This window comes from Paracoccus sp. (in: a-proteobacteria) (assembly GCF_030536915.1).
Taxonomy (GTDB): domain Bacteria; phylum Pseudomonadota; class Alphaproteobacteria; order Rhodobacterales; family Rhodobacteraceae; genus Paracoccus.
Genome location: NZ_JAUNPC010000030.1, coordinates 16236 through 31405, shown reverse-complemented (window position 1 = coordinate 31405; position 15170 = coordinate 16236). Strand labels below are relative to the sequence as shown.

The following is a 15170-nucleotide window of genomic DNA, read 5'->3' as shown; positions in this document are numbered from 1 at the left end:
GCTGGCGCAGGCGCCTGCCGAAACGCCCCCCGCGACGGCCGAGGCCACGGGCGCCCCGCGCCCCGATACCGTTGTCGCAACCGTGAACGGCGAGGCGATCACGCTGGGCCAGATGATCGCGATGCGCGAAAGCCTGCATTCCTCCGCGGTCGCGGGCCTGCCCGACGCGGCGCTGTGGGACCTGATGCTGGACCAGATGATCCGGCAGGCCGCCGTGGCGCAGGTCGCCGCGCAATCGCCCACCCCGCGCGACAAGGCCGTGCTGGAAAACGAGCGCCGCGGCTACCAGTATGCCGCCACGCTGGAAAAGGTCGCCGCCCCCGAACCGACCGAGGAGGAACTGCGCGCCGCTTATGACGCGGCCTTTGGCACCCAGACCGAGCCCAAGACGGAATACAGCGCCGCCCATATCCTTGTCGCGACCGAGGAGGAGGCCAGGGCCATCGCCGACGAATTGGCGAATGGCGCCGATTTCGGGACGCTGGCCGAAGAACGCTCGACCGACAACAGCAGCGGAAACAAGGGCGATCTCGGCTGGTTCACCGCCGACATGATGGTCAAGCCCTTTGCCGATGCGGTGGTGGCGCTTGAAAAGGGCGCCATCTCTGCCCCGGTGCAGTCGCAGTTCGGCTGGCACGTCATCAGGCTGAACGATTCGCGCACCCAGACCCCGCCCGAGTTCGAAGCCGTCCGCGACCAGCTTGCCAACGAGGTCCGCCGCCAGAAGGTCGAAGCCGAGGTGCAGGCCCGCGTCGATGCGGCGGCGATCGAGAAGACCCCGGACCTTGACCCGACCCTGCTGAGCCGCAGCGAACTGCTGGACAACTGATCATGGCCAAGGTCAAGAGCGACGCGAAGACCGGGAAGAAGGCCGGAAAGGCCAAGGACAAGACCGGCAGGAAGAAGGCAGTGAAATCCGCCAAGCCGGTGCTCGTCTCGCCGCTGGCGCCCAAAGGCTTCCCCGACCTGCCGGTGATCGCGGGCGTCGAGTTCGCCTCGGGCGCGGCGGGGATCAAGTATCAGGGCCGCACCGACGTGACGCTGGTGAAGCTGCCGCCGGGAACCGCCATCGCGGGGGCCTTCACCCGGTCATCCACCCGCGCGGCCTGCGTGCTGGACTGCCAGGACAAGCTGTCGGGCAGCCAGGATACCGACCAAGGCGCGGCCATCGTGGTGAACTCGGGCAACGCCAATGCCTTCACCGGGGCCGAGGGGCAGCGCGCCGTCGATGCGGTCACGGATGCGGTGGCCCGCACCCTGGGGGTACCGGCGCGGCGGGTGTTCTCGTCCTCAACCGGGGTGATCGGGGAACCCCTGCCCGCGCAGAAGATCACCGCCATCGTGGACCAGCTTGTGGCCGACCTGGACGAAGGCGGGATTGCCGGGGCCGCCCGCGCGATCATGACGACCGACACCTTCCCCAAGGGCGCGGGCACCGAGATCGAGGTGGACGGCGGCACCATCCGCATCGCCGGGATCGCCAAGGGGTCCGGCATGATCGCCCCCGACATGGCGACCATGCTGGTCTATATCTTCACCGATGCGAAGATCGAGCCTAAGCTCGCGCAGCGCATCCTGTCCTCGCAACTGGATGAGACCTTCAACGCGATCACCGTGGACAGCGACACCTCGACCTCGGACGCCCTGATCCTGGCGGCGACCGGGCGATCAGACGCGGCCGCGATCACCGACCTGCGCAGCAAGCCCGCCCGCGCCTTCACCGAGGCGCTGGGTGGCGTCATGCGCGACCTTGCCCAGCAGGTCGTCCGCGACGGCGAGGGCGCCACGAAGTTCGTCGAGGTGCAGGTGACGGGCGCGACCAGCGACGCAGACGCCCACAAGGTCGCCATGGCCATCGCCAACAGCCCGCTGGTCAAGACCGCCATCGCGGGCGAGGACGCCAACTGGGGCCGGGTTGTCGCCGCCGTCGGCAAGTCCGGGGCGCAGGCCGACCGCGACCGGCTGTCGATCCGCTTCGGCGACATGGTGCTGGCCGAGAACGGCTGGCGGGCGCCCGGCTATGACGAGGCCGCCGTCAGCGCCTACATGAAGCAGGACGAGCTGGTGATCGGCGTCGATCTGGGCTTGGGCCGCGGCAAGCGCACGGTCTGGACCTGCGACCTGACGCATCGCTACATCGACATCAACGCCGATTACCGGTCGTAAGGGAAGCTGGGGGCTTCGCGCCCCCATGAACGGGGCCCCTGCCCCGTTCATCCCGCGGGATATTTGGACGAAGAAGATGGACGACGGATTCCGCATGGTTCTGGTCGCGGCGGTCGCGCTGATCGACGCGGACGGCCGGGTGCTGCTGGCGCGGCGGCCGGAGGGCAAGCCCATGGCGGGCTTGTGGGAGTTTCCGGGCGGCAAGGTCGATCCCGGCGAAACGCCCGAGGCCGCACTGATCCGCGAGCTGGACGAGGAACTGGGCATCGAGACCTGGAATTCCTGCCTCGCGCCGCTGACCTTTGCCAGCCATGCCTATGACAGCTTCCACCTGCTGATGCCGCTTTATGCCTGCCGCCGCTGGCAGGGCACGCCGCAGCCGCGTGAAGGGCAGGAACTGGCCTGGGTGCGGGCGACTGATCTGGCGCGCTATCCCATGCCGCCGGCCGACCTGCCGCTGGTGCCGATCCTGCGCGACTGGCTGTGACCTGCGCATTTCGTCGCAGGGGGATGTGGCGCCGTTGCGTCATGCGTTCGGCTTTCCGACGGGCCGTCTAGTTATCGCTAACCTTTTATCAACGGTTTGGTGACAATATGGGCCATGTTCCCATCAGGGGCCGGAAAGTTCGGGAGGATCGAAGGATGATTCGCACAATCACCGTGGGTAGCTGCATCTCTGTCCAAGGCATGTTCGAACGGGACATGGGCAATGGCCAGATCGCCGTTCGCGTGGGCGAGCAGACCTATGTCGGAAAGCCGGTCCAGCGCTGAAATAGGGGGCAGCCAGCGCAGCAGATCGGCAGAAAGATGACGGGGCCGCTTGCCCGGCGGCCTCGCCCATGATCCCGCGCCTGCTTTCCTGCGATGCTTTCGCCGGACATGCGCGGGTTGGGGCTTTCTTCAGGACAGGGCGCTTTTCTTCACATCCGGGTTGCTTACCCAGGTGCTGGATGAAGGCTGATCCCGGAGATTACTTCCTTGGTCCCCGTCCCAATCCGGCACGTCTTCGGGTTTGCGCCGTGACGCCCTGACCGGACGCCCATTTCCTCGATTTCTTCAGCAGACCACCGCCAAGCCATCCGCCATGCTGGCGGATTTGGTTGCTGCATCCACATCAGCACCTGCGATTTCTTCGTCTTTCCCCATGCGGCAAAGCAAAACGGCGCGTTCCGTGAATGGAACGCGCCGCCTGTTCTGCTTTCCGGGGTTCAGAGCTTCCGCTCGACTTCCTCGCGCTCGAAGATCTCGATGATGTCACCCTTGCGGATGTCGTCGTAGTTCTCGAAGGCCATGCCGCATTCCTGGCCGGACTGCACTTCCTTGACCTCGTCCTTGAAGCGCTTGAGCGTCTTCAGCGTGCCCTCGTGGATGACGACGTTGTCGCGCAGCAGGCGCACGCCTGCCGAACGGCGCGCCACGCCCTCGGTGACAAGGCAGCCCGCGACATTGCCGATGCCGGTGACGCGGAAGACTTCCTTGATCTCGGCATAGCCGATGAAGTTCTCGCGCACTTCGGCCGACAGCAGGCCCGAGGCCGCCGCCTTGATGTCGTCGATGAGGTCATAGATGATCGAGTAATACCGGATCTCGACGCCCTTCTGGTTCGCGGCATTCCGCGCCGGGGCATTCGCCCGGACGTTGAAGCCGATGACCGGGGCGCTTGATGCCTCGGCAAGACCGATATCCGATTCGGTGATCGCACCCACGCCGTAATGCAACACGCGGACGCGGACCTCTTCGTTGCCGACCTTCTCCAGCGCCTGGACGATGGCCTCGGCCGAACCCTGCACGTCGGCCTTCACGACCACCGGCAGTTCGGCCACGTTCTCGTCGGCCTTGGCCTTCGCCATCAGCTCCTGCAGCGTGGTCGCAGCACCGGCGGCGGCGCGCTTGTCCTTGGCCTGCTGGATGCGGTAGTCGGCGATCTCGCGGGCCTGCGCCTCGGTCTCGACGACGTTCAGCACGTCGCCCGCCTCGGGGGTGCCGTTGATGCCCAGCACCTCGACCGGGGCCGAAGGACCGGCCTCGGACACGCGCTCGCCCTTGTCGTTGATCAGCGCGCGAACCTTGCCCCACTGTTCGCCGACGACGAAGATGTCGCCCTGCTTCAGCGTGCCGTTCTGGACCAGGACCGTCGCAACGGGACCGCGGCCCACGTCCAGCTTGGCCTCGATCACCGCACCCAGCGCCGTCCGGTCGGGATTGGCCTGCAGTTCCAGGATCTCGGCCTGCAGCGCGATGGCTTCCAGCAGCTCGTCGATGCCTTCGCCGGTATGGGCGGAAACCTCGACGTCCTGCACCTCGCCCGACATCGCCTCGACCACGACCTCGTGCTGCAGCAGGTCCGTGCGGACCTTCTGCGGGTTGGCGGTCGGCTTGTCGATCTTGTTGATCGCCACGATCATCGGGACATTGGCGGCCTTGGCGTGATTGATCGCCTCGACCGTCTGCGGCATCACCGCGTCATCTGCCGCCACCACCAGCACGACGATGTCGGTGACGTTGGCACCGCGCGCCCGCATCGAGGTGAAGGCCGCGTGGCCCGGCGTATCGAGGAAGGTCAGCAGCGCACCCGATTCAGTCGTCACCTGATAGGCGCCGATATGCTGGGTGATGCCGCCCGCTTCGCCCGAGACGACATTGGCCTGCCGGATGCGGTCCAGCAGCGAGGTCTTGCCGTGGTCCACATGGCCCATGATCGTGACGATCGGGGCGCGGGGCTGCAGATCCTCGGGCTTGTCCTCGACGGTGTGGATCACCTGTTCCACGTCGGCGTCGGACACACGGACGGCCCTGTGGCCGAATTCCTCGATCACGAGCTCGGCGGTGTCGGCGTCGATGGTCTGGTTGGCCGTGACCATCATGCCCATCTTCATCAGCGACTTGATGACGTCGGTGACACGCTCGGTCATCCGGTTCGCCAACTCGCTGACGACGATGGTTTCCGGCAGCTGCACGTCGCGGAACTGCTTTTCGGCACGCTGCGACTGGCCCATGGCCTTGGCGCGGGCCTTTTCCTGCTTGCGCTTCATCGCGGCGAGGCTGCGGACACGTCCGCCCTCGCCCCCGGCAAGCGCCTGGGTCAGGGACAGCCGGCCGGTGCGGCGGTTTTCCTCGGCCTTGGCCTTGGCCTTGGCGTCGCTGTCGCCACCGGTATCGCGGCGGTCGCGGTCGGTGCGGCGCGGGCCAGTGGCTACGCCCGGCTTTTCGGCGCGGGCGGCGGCGGCCTCGGCCGCGGCACGGTCCGGGGCGGCGGCGCGTTCGGGCTTGGCCGTGACCTCGGCCTTCTTCTGGGCGCGCAGTTCGGCCTCGCGCAGCTTGCGGGCGTCCTCTTCGGCCTTCAGCCGCAGGGCTTCCTCGCGCTCGCGCTCCTCGCGTTCCTTCGCCTCGATCTCGGCGCGGCGGCGTTCGCGTTCTTCCTCGCGGGCCTTTTCCTCGGCGGCGCGGCGGGCGTTGTCCTCGGCCTCGCGCGCCTTGGCGGCGGCAAGGGCCTTGAGGCGGCGCTCCATCTCGGCTTCGGTGATCCCGGCCGGGCGCTTGGACGGATCCGAGGCCACGGACGCAGGCGAATTCGGCCGCAGCGCCGGGTTCGGACCCGTCGCCGGCTTGGGCGTCACGACGCGCTTGCGCTTGGTCTCGACCACCACGTTATGCGTGCGCCCGTGGCTGAAGCTCTGCTTCACCTGGCCGGACCGCCCGCCCGCGCCGCCGCCCAGACCCAGGGGCTTCTTTCCGTCTCTATCGTTCATCCGCTCTCGAATCCTTCCCGGCAGCCGAACTGCCGATATGCCCGCGCAGACCGTTCAGTCTGCTGGCGTCCCTGATCACCTTGTCGGTCAGGCCCCCCGGCGCGAGCGCGCTGTGTATGACATGATCGCGCCCGAAAGCCAAACCCAATTCCGATGCCGTGAGGCACCCGAACCAGCGGCCGCCGGTCGGCGTCCACAGCTTGCCCTTGCCCCGGTCGGACCCGTCACTGGCCTGGAACAGCACCTTCGCCTTCCCGTCGGCCAGCCAGCCCTTGACCTTCTCGAATCCCGCCACCGCGTCGCCGGCCTTGCGGGAGAGCGAGATCAACTCGACTACCCGACGCGCCAGCGCCGCTTCGATCCCGTCTGCGAGATCCGGCTCTGCCCTTACATGGGCCTTCGCACCGCGGGAAAACAGTCCCTTGTCGGCAGCTTTTTGCAACGCAGCCCTGTCGGCCGTGACCCAGAAGCCCCGGCCCGGCAGCTTTTCTGCAAGATCGGGCACGACGGTGCCGTCCGGCCCCGCGACAAAGCGGATCAGCCCGGCCTTGGGCTGCACCTCGCCCGTGACGAGGCAGCGCCGTTCCGGCGGCGCCTCGCGATCCTTTTCACGACCCCCGCGCGTCAAGCGGCAACCCGGGGCGTTACACCCCGGCCTCCTCGGCTGCGGCCGATTCGTCCTCGGCTGCGGGGTGCAACTCGTCGGGGTCCACCCAGCCCAGCATGACGCGGGCGGTCATCACCATGTCCTGCGCCTGTTCCAGATCGACGCCGAAGGATTCCAGGATGCCGTCGTCCTTCTTGCGCTGCCCATTTTCCGTGGTCCAGCCGCCGGCGAGTTCCCAGTCGGCGCAGGTGGCAAAGTCCTCCAGCGTCTTGACGCCGTCCTTCGCCAGCGCCTCGACCATCTGCGCGGTCAGGCCCTCGAACTCGATCAGGCTGTCCTCGGCGCCAAGTTCGCGCGCCTTCTCAAGCGCGGCGCGGCTGGCGGCTTCCAGGTGGTCGCGGGCGCGGGCCTGCAATTCCTCGGCCGTGCCCTCGTCCACGCCCTCGATCGACAGAAGCTCGTCGAGTTCGACGTAGGCCACTTCCTCAAGGTTGGTGAAGCCCTCGGCCACCAGCAGTTGCGCGAAGAACTCGTCCAGATCCAGCGTTTCCATGAACAGCTGGGTGCGGGCGTTGAACTCGGCCTGCCGGCGCTTGGATTCTTCCTCTTCGGTGAGGATGTCGATGTCGAGACCGGTGAGCTGGCTTGCCAGCCGCACGTTCTGGCCGCGGCGGCCGATGGCCAGCGAAAGCTGTTCCTCGGGGACCACGACCTCGATGCGGTTGCCGCCGTCCTCGTCCACGACGACCTTGGCGACCTCGGCAGGCTGCAGCGCGTTCACGAGGAAGGTGGCCTGATCCTGGGACCACGGGATGATGTCGATCTTCTCGCCCTGAAGCTCGCCCACAACGGCCTGCACACGGCTGCCGCGCATCCCGACGCAGGCGCCGACCGGGTCGATGGAGTTGTCATAGGAGATCACCGCGATCTTCGCGCGGGAACCCGGATCGCGGGCCACGGCCTTGATCTCGATGACGCCGTCGTAGATTTCCGGCACTTCCATCTTGAACAGTTCCGCCATGAACTGCGGGTCGGTCCGCGACAGGAAGATCTGCGGGCCACGGGCCTCGCGGCGCACATCCTTGACATAGGCACGGATGCGGTCGTTCGGGCGATAGCTTTCGCGGCCGATCTTCTCGTTGCGGCGCAGGATCGCCTCGCCGCGGCCCACGTCCACGATGATGTTGCCGTATTCCTCGCGCTTGACGACGCCGTTGATGATGCTGCCGGCGCGGTCCTTGAACTCTTCATACTGGCGGTCGCGCTCGGCCTCGCGGACGCGCTGCAGGATCACCTGCTTGGCCGATTGCGCGGCGATGCGGCCCAGTTCGACCGGCGGCACCTGCTCTTCGAAGATGTCGCCGACCTGCGGGCCGCCCGCGAAATCGGTGATCGGCGCGCCGTCGCGCAGCCAGCGGGACTGGCCCTTTGTCGGCTCGAAATAGGGTTTCGCGTCGCGGGCGCTGAACTGCGCCTGGTAGTTCTCGACTTCCTCGTCCTCGACCACGGTGCGGACGCGGGTGAAGCCCGCGTTGCCGGTCTTGCGGTCGATGCTGACGCGGATGTCCATTTCCGCGCCGTAGCGGGACTTGGCCGCACGGGCGAGGCTGTCCTCCATCGCCTCGATCACGAGGCCGGGGTCGATCATCTTCTCGCGCGCGACCGCCTCGGCAGTCTGCAGCAGCTCAAGCTGGTTGGCAGAGGTGATGGCCATCAATCACTCCTTGGTCGCGGCAGAGCCGCCCTGTTCGGTTTCGGGGTCCGGCCCCTCGTCCATTTCGATCTCGTCGAAGCCCGAATCCTCGGGGTCTATCGCCTGCCCGTCGCCGATGCCCGCACCCGCTTCCGCGCCGGGGGGCAGCGTGCCCGCCTCTTTCCGCTGCTTCAGCATCAGCGCGATCAGCTCGTCCGTCAGCAGAAGCTTGGCGTCGGCCAGAAGGTCGAAGTTCAGGCCGATGGTGTGGGTCTGGCCCTGTTCCTCGATGTTCAGCAGGACCTCGTCGCCTTCCACCCCGGCCAGCACGCCCTTGAAGCGCTTGCGTCCGTCGATGGGCTGGTTGGTTTCCAGCCGTACGTCATAGCCCTCGAAGGTCGCGAAGTCCTTGAGCCGCGTCAGCGGCCGGTCGATGCCGGGGCTGGAGACTTCGAGATGATAGGCGTCCTCCAGCGGGTCTTCCACGTCCAGCGTGGCGCTGACGGCGGTCGAGATGTCGGCGCAATCCTCGACGTTGATCCCCCCTTCCGGGCGGTCGGCCATGATCTGCAGCGTGGCGGTGCGGCCGCCCTGCAGGCGGACGCGCACCAGTTCGTAGCCCATGCCCTCGATCACCGGCTGGATGATCTCGGCCAGGCGCCGGTCGATGGCGGTCTTGGCGATGAGGTCGGTCATTGTCCGATCCTGAAAATAAAAACGGGCCGTCTGGGCGGCCCGTGCAAGCATCCGGTGGGCGAGGTTTGGACCCCCGCGCCGCTGTGAGGCTCATATAGCCGAAGGCGGGCCGCATTGCAAGGCCCGCATCGGGTTTGGCTCATCATGGCCCTTCCTTCCCCTCCTCCAGCGCGGGGGGCGGCTCGCCCGCCAGGAAGTTGCCGAACTTTTCCAGCGCCGGGATGTGATCGGACAGCACCCGCATGACCACCAGCATCGGCACCGCAACCACCATGCCCAAGACCGACCACAGCCAGGCCCAGAGCGCGACGGTCAGGAACACCACGACCGGGTTCAACTGCAGCCGCCACGAAACGAAATAAGGCGTGATGAACTGCCCCTCGAAGGCGGTCAGGCCGAAATAGGTCAGCCCCACGAGGACCGCGGTCCAGCCGTCGTCGAAGACCACCAGCGCCACCAGTGCCGCCGCGACATAGCCCAGCGCCGCGCCGATATAGGGGATGTAGTTCAGCACCGCCGCCGCGATCCCCCATAACAGCGGCGAGGGCATCCCCCAGGTCCACATCGCCAGCCCCGAGGCGACCCCGAGGCCCAGGTTGATCAGCGTGATCGCGCCCAGATAGGACCCGAGGCTGGCCTCGATCTGGCGCAGCGCGTCATAGGCCGCGCGCTTTTCCGACAGCGCGTCGAAGCTTTGCACGATCCGCAGATACAGCAGGTCGCCCGAGGCCAGCAGGAAGAACAGGAAGATCAGGGTGAAGACGGTCTGGCTGACGATGGCCGGGCCGAGATCGAAGATGATCTGGGTGATCGAGCTGCCGCTGGCCGGGGCGGCGACCTCGACCCGCAGTTCGTTGGTGGGGGCCTCGCCATCGGTGACCGTCGAGGAGGCGACGATGGTGCCCGAATCCTGCGCCATCACCTCCAGCCCCGAAGGGATGGTCTGGGACGGCGGCTGTCCGAGGGGCTGTCCGATGGTGCCGTCCCTGGCCGCATTGGGCAGCGCGGCGGCGGGACCGGGCGGGGTCGCGGGAAGCTCGACCGTGGCGACGGTGCCCGGCGCCCCGGGCGGCACCGTCACCACGGCGGCACTGTTGCCTGAAAGGTTTTCGGCCGCGCGCTCGATGCCGCGGAAGTTCTCGCGGAAGGTTTCATAGCGTTCCTGAAGCTGGCGGCTGATGCCGGGCGCTTCCTCGATCAGCGCGCCGGCGGGGCCCGAGATGAAGAAGCCGAGCGTGCCGATGGTCGCGAGGATGCCCAGCACCACGATGCCGGCGGTGACGCCGGGCCTGATCCCGCGCCGGTCCATCCAGCGCCGAAAGGGGACGAAGACGAAGAACAGCAGCACGCCAAGGCAGACGGGCATCAGGAAGGCCCGCGCCGTCGCCAGCATCTGGAAGGCGAGGATGATGAAGATGCCGATGACCGCCCAGTTCGTCACCGGCAGGTGCCCCCTCGGCTCGGCCTTCCGGCGGGGGAACATGTGCCGTTGCGGGGATGTCTGCGCCATTGCCGCCCTTCCAGATGAAATCCTTGGCCAAGGCAGGCCCGGACCCCTGGAACGGCAAGGAATCCGTTTCGTTCCCGCAGCTTGCCGGAAAGAACAGGGGGATGGGCCGGTCCTGGCGAAGGCGGCCCGCGCCTTGCGGGGGCGTGATCCCAAGCCTTCCTGGGGGCGCGGAAAGGCCCGTCCCGCGCCGGCCGCCCCAGCCTGGCGTCAGGATATGGACCGCAGGCCCTGCCAGCAGGGATCGGCTTTCCCCGGAAATGAAAAGGACCGGCCCGCGTCGGGGCCGGTCCTTTCCCAAGGCTCGGGCTGCCGCCTCAGATGGAGCGGTCGCCGCTTGCGTCGATGACGCGGGTGGGCAGGCCCATCTCGCCCAGCAGTTCAAGGAAGGGCCGCGCGGGCAGGTCCTCGACGTTGACCATGCGCTTCACGTCCCATTCGCCCCGTGCGATCAGGATCGCCGCCGCGACCGGGGGGACTCCCGCCGTGTAGCTGATGCCCTGGCTGCCGACCTCGGCATATGCCTCGGCATGGTCGGCCACGTTGTAGATGAAGACCTCGCCCGGCTTGCCGTCGCGGGTGCCTTTCACGAGATCGCCGATGCAGGTCTTGCCGGTATAGTCGGGCGCAAGGGTCGCGGGGTCGGGCAACACGGCCTTGACGACCTTGAGCGGCACGACCTCCAGCCCCTCGGCGGTGGTCACCGGCTGCTCGGACAGAAGGCCGATGTTCTTCAGCACGGTGAAGACGTTGATGTAATGCTCGCCGAAGCCCATCCAGAAGCGCACATCCGCGTCGGGATAGCGGGCGGCCAGCGAATGCACCTCGTCATGGCCCGACAGATAGGCGGTGCGCTTGCCGACGACAGGCAGGTCCCATTCGCGTCCGACCTCGAACATCGCATTCTCGCGCCATTCGCCACCCTGCCAAGAGTAGACCGTGCCGGTGAACTCGCGGAAGTTGATCTCGGGGTCGAAGTTCGTGGCGAAATAGCGGCCATGCGAACCGGCGTTGATGTCCACGATGTCGATGGCTTCGATCTTGTCGAAATACTCGTCCTCGGCCAGCCGGGCATAGGCGTTGACGACGCCCGGATCGAAGCCCGCGCCGAGGATGGCGGTCACGCCCGCCTTCTCGCAATCCTCGCGCCGCTTCCATTCGTAGTTGTCGTACCAGGGCGGCGTTTCGCAGATCTTCGCCGGGTCCTCGTGGATTGCGGTGTCGATATAGGCCGCGCCCGCGTCGATGCAGCCCTGCAGCACCGTCATGTTGATGAAGGGCGAGCCGACGTTGATGACGATCTTCGCATCCGTCCTGCGGATCAGATCGGCCACCGCCGCGCTGTCCATCGCGTCCAGCGCATGGGTCGTGATCGTGCGGCCACTGGCATGGCCTTTCGCCCTGATCCCCTCGACGATGGCGTCGGCCTTGGATTGGGTCCGGTTCGCCATGTGGATGTCGCCGAACTCGTCGGCCCATTGCGCGACCTTGTGGGCCGAAACCTGGGCGACGCCACCGGCGCCGATGATGAGGACGTTGGGTTTGGCCACCTCAGCGGTCTCCTTTCAGGAAAATCAGGACAGCGAGTCCCGGTAATCGTCATAGCCGAAGCTGCGCACGGTCGTGATGCGACCGTCAAGCTCGCGGATGCAGATGGCGGGCATGGCCACGCCGTTGAACCAGTTCTTCTTGACCATGGTATAGCCCGCCGCGTCCTCGATGCTGATGCGGTCCCCGACCTTCAGCGGCTGCGGGAAACGCGCGTCGCCGAAGATGTCGCCCGCAAGGCAGGACTTGCCCGCGATCTGGTATCCGTGGTCGCCGTCCTGCGGCAGCTTGGCATCCTCGCGGTAGATCAGCAGGTCGAGCATATGCGCCTCGATCGAGCTGTCCACGATGGCGACTTCCTTGCCGTTGTTCAGGATGTCCAGCACCGTGACCTCAAGCGTCGTCGTGCCCGTGATGCTGGCCTCGCCCGGTTCCAGGTAGACCTGCACCCCGAAGCGGTCGGAAAACGCCCGCAATCGGTCGGCAAGGTCGTCCAGCGGATAGTCCTCGCCGGTGAAATGGATGCCGCCGCCAAGGCTGACCCAGTCCAGCTTTTCCAGGAAGCCGCCGAACTCGGATTCGATCCGGTCAAGCTGGCCCGCGAACAGCGGATAGTCCCGGTTCTCGCAGTTGTAGTGGATCATCACGCCGCTAATGCGGTCGAGCGCCTGTTCCAGCCGCGCCATGTCCCATTCGCCCAGGCGCGAGAACTTGCGCGCCGGGTCGGCAAGGTCGAATCCGCTGGTCGAGAACCGCGGGTTCAGCCGCAGCCCGCGGGCGATCCCGCTTGCCCGGTCGGCAAAGCGGTCCAACTGACCCAGCGAGTTGAAGATGATCTTGTCGGCATAGCCCACCGCCTCGTCGATCTCGTGATCGGCCCAGGCGACGGAATAGGCATGCGTTTCCCCCCCGAACTTCTCGCGCCCCAGCCGCAATTCGTTCAGCGAGGACGAGGTGGTGCCGTCCATGTATTGCGACATCTGGTCGAAGACGCCCCAAGTCGCAAAGCATTTCAGCGCCAGCAGCGTCTTTGCGCCCGAACGCTCGCGCAGCCGCACCATCCTGTCCATGTTCGCCTGAAGCTTGGCGCGGTCGATCAGGTAGAAGGGCGTCTGCGGTCCGGTCATCGAAGCCTCGGGCGGGAAAGGGGAAACCCGGCATATAGGGTCCGCGGCCCGTGGTGACAAGCAACTGCGACGCCCGCATGACAGCCGGGAACATGCGCGGGGGGCCTGCGTTCCCCTGCGGCGCAGGCCGGGGAGCGGCTCTGGTAGCCTGCGGCTTTCGCCCCTAGATCATCACAAGCGCCCCCACAGGAGTTTCCCATGACCGCCCGCGTCGAAATCTACGCCACCCAGAGCTGCCCCTACTGCCACGCCGCCCGCGGGCTTCTGCAGAAAAAGGGCGTGTCCTACGAGATGATCGACGTCGGCCGCGAGCCCGAGCGCCGGGCCGAGATGACCCAGCGCGCGAACGGCCGCCGCACGGTGCCGCAGATCTTCATCGACGGGACGCATGTCGGCGGCTCGGACGACATCCATGCGCTGGACCGCGCGGGCAAGCTGGACCCCATGCTGGGGCTGTAAGACAATGCGCGCGGCCCTGATCCAGTTGAACACCGGCGACGATCCAGCGGCGAACCTGCCCGTCACGCTGGACTTCCTGCGCGCAGCGGCGGCAGGCGGCGCCACCCTGCTGCTGACGCCCGAGGCCACGAACATCATCACCCCCGACCGCGACCGCCAGCGCGCGGTCCTGCTGCCCGAGGCCGGGGACCCGACGCTCGCCGCCCTGCGCGGCGCGGCGCGCGAACTGGGGGTCTGGCTGTCCGTCGGCTCGTTGTCGCTGCGCCATGAGGACCCGGCCGAGGAACGCTTCGCCAACCGCAGCTTCCTGATCGCGCCGGATGGCGGGATCGCCGCGCGTTATGACAAGATCCACATGTTCGACGCCGATATCGGCGAGGGCGAAAGCTTCCGCGAAAGCCGCAGCTTCCGCCCCGGCGACCGCGCGGTGCTGGCGCAGGGTCCCTGCCCGATGGGCCTGACGATCTGCTACGATCTGCGCTTCCCTGCGCTTTATCGCCGCTTGGCGCGGGCGGGCGCGACGATCCTGACCGTGCCCTCGGCCTTCCACCCGAAGACGGGCGAAGCGCATTGGCACGTCCTGCTGCGCGCCCGCGGCATCGAGACAGGCTGCTTCGTGCTGGCCGCGGCCCAGACGGGCACCCATCCGGCGCCCCACAGCCCCGGCAAGAAGCCGCGGGAAAGCTATGGCCGCTCGTTGGCCGTGGCCCCTTGGGGTGAGGTGCTGGCCGATGCGGGCACGGAACCCGGCGTCACGCTGGCCGATCTGGACATGGCGCAGGTCAGACACGCCCGCGCCCGCGTCCCCGCCTGGCGCCACGACCCGCTTGTCTGGGGACCATGAGCGACGATCCCGAATCCGCCGCCGCGCTGGCCGCGAGCCTTTTCGCCGAGGTCATCGTCAATGAGCAGATGGCCCGCACGCTGGTCACCCGCGCCCTGCCCCGCGGGATGCAACTGTCGCATTTCTCGGTGCTGAACCTGCTCGCCCATCTGAACGAGGAACGCACCCCCGCCCAGCTGGCCGAGGCCTTTCACGTCAACCGCAGCGCCATGACCAACACCGTGGGCCGGCTGGAATGGGCCGGCCACGTCCATGTCCGTCCCGACTGGAACGACGCGCGGCGCAAATGGGTGGGGATCAGCCCCTCGGGCCGGGCGGCGCGGGATGCGGCGCTGGCGGCCTTCCTGCCGCACCTGACCGAGATCGTCCGCGACATCGGCCCCGCCGAGGTCCGCCGCGCCCTGCCCGTCCTGCGCCGGCTGCGCGAACGGCTTGAAGAGGAAGCCTGACGCCCTACTGCCTCACGCCGGTCATCAGGTAGTTCACCGACAGGTCGCGCTTGGACAGCGACCAGGACCAGCCCAGCGGGTTGAAGACCATGCCGCTGCGGTCCACCACCCGCACCCCCGCCGCGTCGAACATCGACCCGAGTTCCGTAGGGCGGATGAATCGCGACCATTCATGCGTGCCGCGCGGCAGCCAGCGCATGATCCACTCGGCGCCGACGATGGCGGCGGCAAAGCTCTGCGGCGTGCGGTTCAGGGTGGACGCGACCAGCAGCCCGCCCGGCCGCAGCAGCCGGGCGCAGGTGGTGATGAACTCCTGCGGGTCGGC

Annotated in this window: 15 protein-coding genes; 7 read left to right on the top strand and 8 right to left on the bottom strand. The window is 67.4% G+C overall.

Annotation, left to right across the window (positions count from 1 at the left end):
* Nucleotide 1 precedes the first annotated feature (1 nt).
* The 4 genes from Q4F04_RS07435 (at nucleotide 2) to Q4F04_RS07420 (ending at nucleotide 2937) form a co-directional block, all read left to right on the top strand.
* Nucleotides 2-829, top strand: a complete 828-nt coding sequence (locus Q4F04_RS07435; protein WP_303369201.1) for a peptidylprolyl isomerase — start codon at nucleotides 2-4, stop codon at nucleotides 827-829.
* A 2-nt stretch (nucleotides 830-831) separates the two neighbouring features.
* Complete coding sequence (gene argJ / locus Q4F04_RS07430) at nucleotides 832-2166, top strand: bifunctional glutamate N-acetyltransferase/amino-acid acetyltransferase ArgJ (protein WP_303369200.1); 1335 nt, start codon at nucleotides 832-834, stop codon at nucleotides 2164-2166.
* A 76-nt stretch (nucleotides 2167-2242) separates the two neighbouring features.
* A complete protein-coding gene (gene mutT, locus Q4F04_RS07425) occupies nucleotides 2243-2653 on the top strand; it encodes an 8-oxo-dGTP diphosphatase MutT (RefSeq protein ID WP_303369199.1) in 411 nt (136 codons plus the stop codon).
* A gap of 155 nt (nucleotides 2654-2808) precedes the next feature.
* Complete coding sequence (locus tag Q4F04_RS07420; protein ID WP_255434732.1) at nucleotides 2809-2937, top strand: hypothetical protein; 129 nt, start codon at nucleotides 2809-2811, stop codon at nucleotides 2935-2937.
* Between the two features lie 437 nt (nucleotides 2938-3374).
* Here the strand turns inward: Q4F04_RS07420 and infB are convergent, their stop codons facing one another.
* From infB to Q4F04_RS07385, 7 genes are all read right to left on the bottom strand, one after another.
* Nucleotides 3375-5915: a translation initiation factor IF-2 gene (gene infB / locus Q4F04_RS07415; protein ID WP_303369198.1), complete on the bottom strand. Its 2541-nt coding sequence runs from the start codon at nucleotides 5913-5915 to the stop codon at nucleotides 3375-3377.
* Nucleotides 5905-6543, bottom strand: a complete 639-nt coding sequence (locus tag Q4F04_RS07410) for an RNA-binding protein (protein WP_303369197.1) — start codon at nucleotides 6541-6543, stop codon at nucleotides 5905-5907. The genes infB and Q4F04_RS07410 overlap by 11 nt, the downstream gene beginning before the upstream one ends.
* A 16-nt stretch (nucleotides 6544-6559) precedes the next feature.
* On the bottom strand, nucleotides 6560-8236 hold the full coding sequence (nusA, locus tag Q4F04_RS07405) for a transcription termination factor NusA (protein WP_303369196.1): 1677 nt from the start codon (nucleotides 8234-8236) through the stop codon (nucleotides 6560-6562).
* A gap of 3 nt (nucleotides 8237-8239) precedes the next feature.
* The gene (gene rimP / locus Q4F04_RS07400; protein ID WP_303369195.1) at nucleotides 8240-8911 is read right to left on the bottom strand and encodes a ribosome maturation factor RimP; all 672 of its coding nucleotides are present in this window, start codon (nucleotides 8909-8911) and stop codon (nucleotides 8240-8242) included.
* 142 nt (nucleotides 8912-9053) lie between these two features.
* Complete coding sequence (locus tag Q4F04_RS07395) at nucleotides 9054-10421, bottom strand: AI-2E family transporter (protein ID WP_303369194.1); 1368 nt, start codon at nucleotides 10419-10421, stop codon at nucleotides 9054-9056.
* Between the two features lie 314 nt (nucleotides 10422-10735).
* Nucleotides 10736-11968: a saccharopine dehydrogenase family protein gene (locus Q4F04_RS07390; RefSeq protein ID WP_303369193.1), complete on the bottom strand. Its 1233-nt coding sequence runs from the start codon at nucleotides 11966-11968 to the stop codon at nucleotides 10736-10738.
* Between the two features lie 24 nt (nucleotides 11969-11992).
* The gene (locus Q4F04_RS07385) at nucleotides 11993-13093 is read right to left on the bottom strand and encodes a carboxynorspermidine decarboxylase (protein ID WP_303369192.1); all 1101 of its coding nucleotides are present in this window, start codon (nucleotides 13091-13093) and stop codon (nucleotides 11993-11995) included.
* Nucleotides 13094-13291: 198 nt separating this feature from the next.
* Here Q4F04_RS07385 and grxC point away from each other — a divergent pair, with 198 nt between their 5' ends.
* The 3 genes from grxC to Q4F04_RS07370 are packed head-to-tail and all read left to right on the top strand — an operon-like array spanning nucleotide 13292 to nucleotide 14845.
* Complete coding sequence (gene grxC / locus Q4F04_RS07380; protein WP_303369191.1) at nucleotides 13292-13552, top strand: glutaredoxin 3; 261 nt, start codon at nucleotides 13292-13294, stop codon at nucleotides 13550-13552.
* Between the two features lie 4 nt (nucleotides 13553-13556).
* Nucleotides 13557-14396, top strand: coding sequence for a carbon-nitrogen hydrolase family protein (locus tag Q4F04_RS07375; protein ID WP_303369190.1), 840 nt, complete (start codon nucleotides 13557-13559; stop codon nucleotides 14394-14396).
* On the top strand, nucleotides 14393-14845 hold the full coding sequence (locus Q4F04_RS07370) for a MarR family winged helix-turn-helix transcriptional regulator (protein ID WP_303369189.1): 453 nt from the start codon (nucleotides 14393-14395) through the stop codon (nucleotides 14843-14845). Before Q4F04_RS07375 ends, Q4F04_RS07370 begins: the two co-directional genes overlap by 4 nt.
* A 4-nt stretch (nucleotides 14846-14849) precedes the next feature.
* Here the strand turns inward: Q4F04_RS07370 and ubiG are convergent.
* Nucleotides 14850-15170: bifunctional 2-polyprenyl-6-hydroxyphenol methylase/3-demethylubiquinol 3-O-methyltransferase UbiG (gene ubiG, locus Q4F04_RS07365; RefSeq protein WP_303369188.1), on the bottom strand; the 321-nt coding region annotated here is incomplete at its 5' end.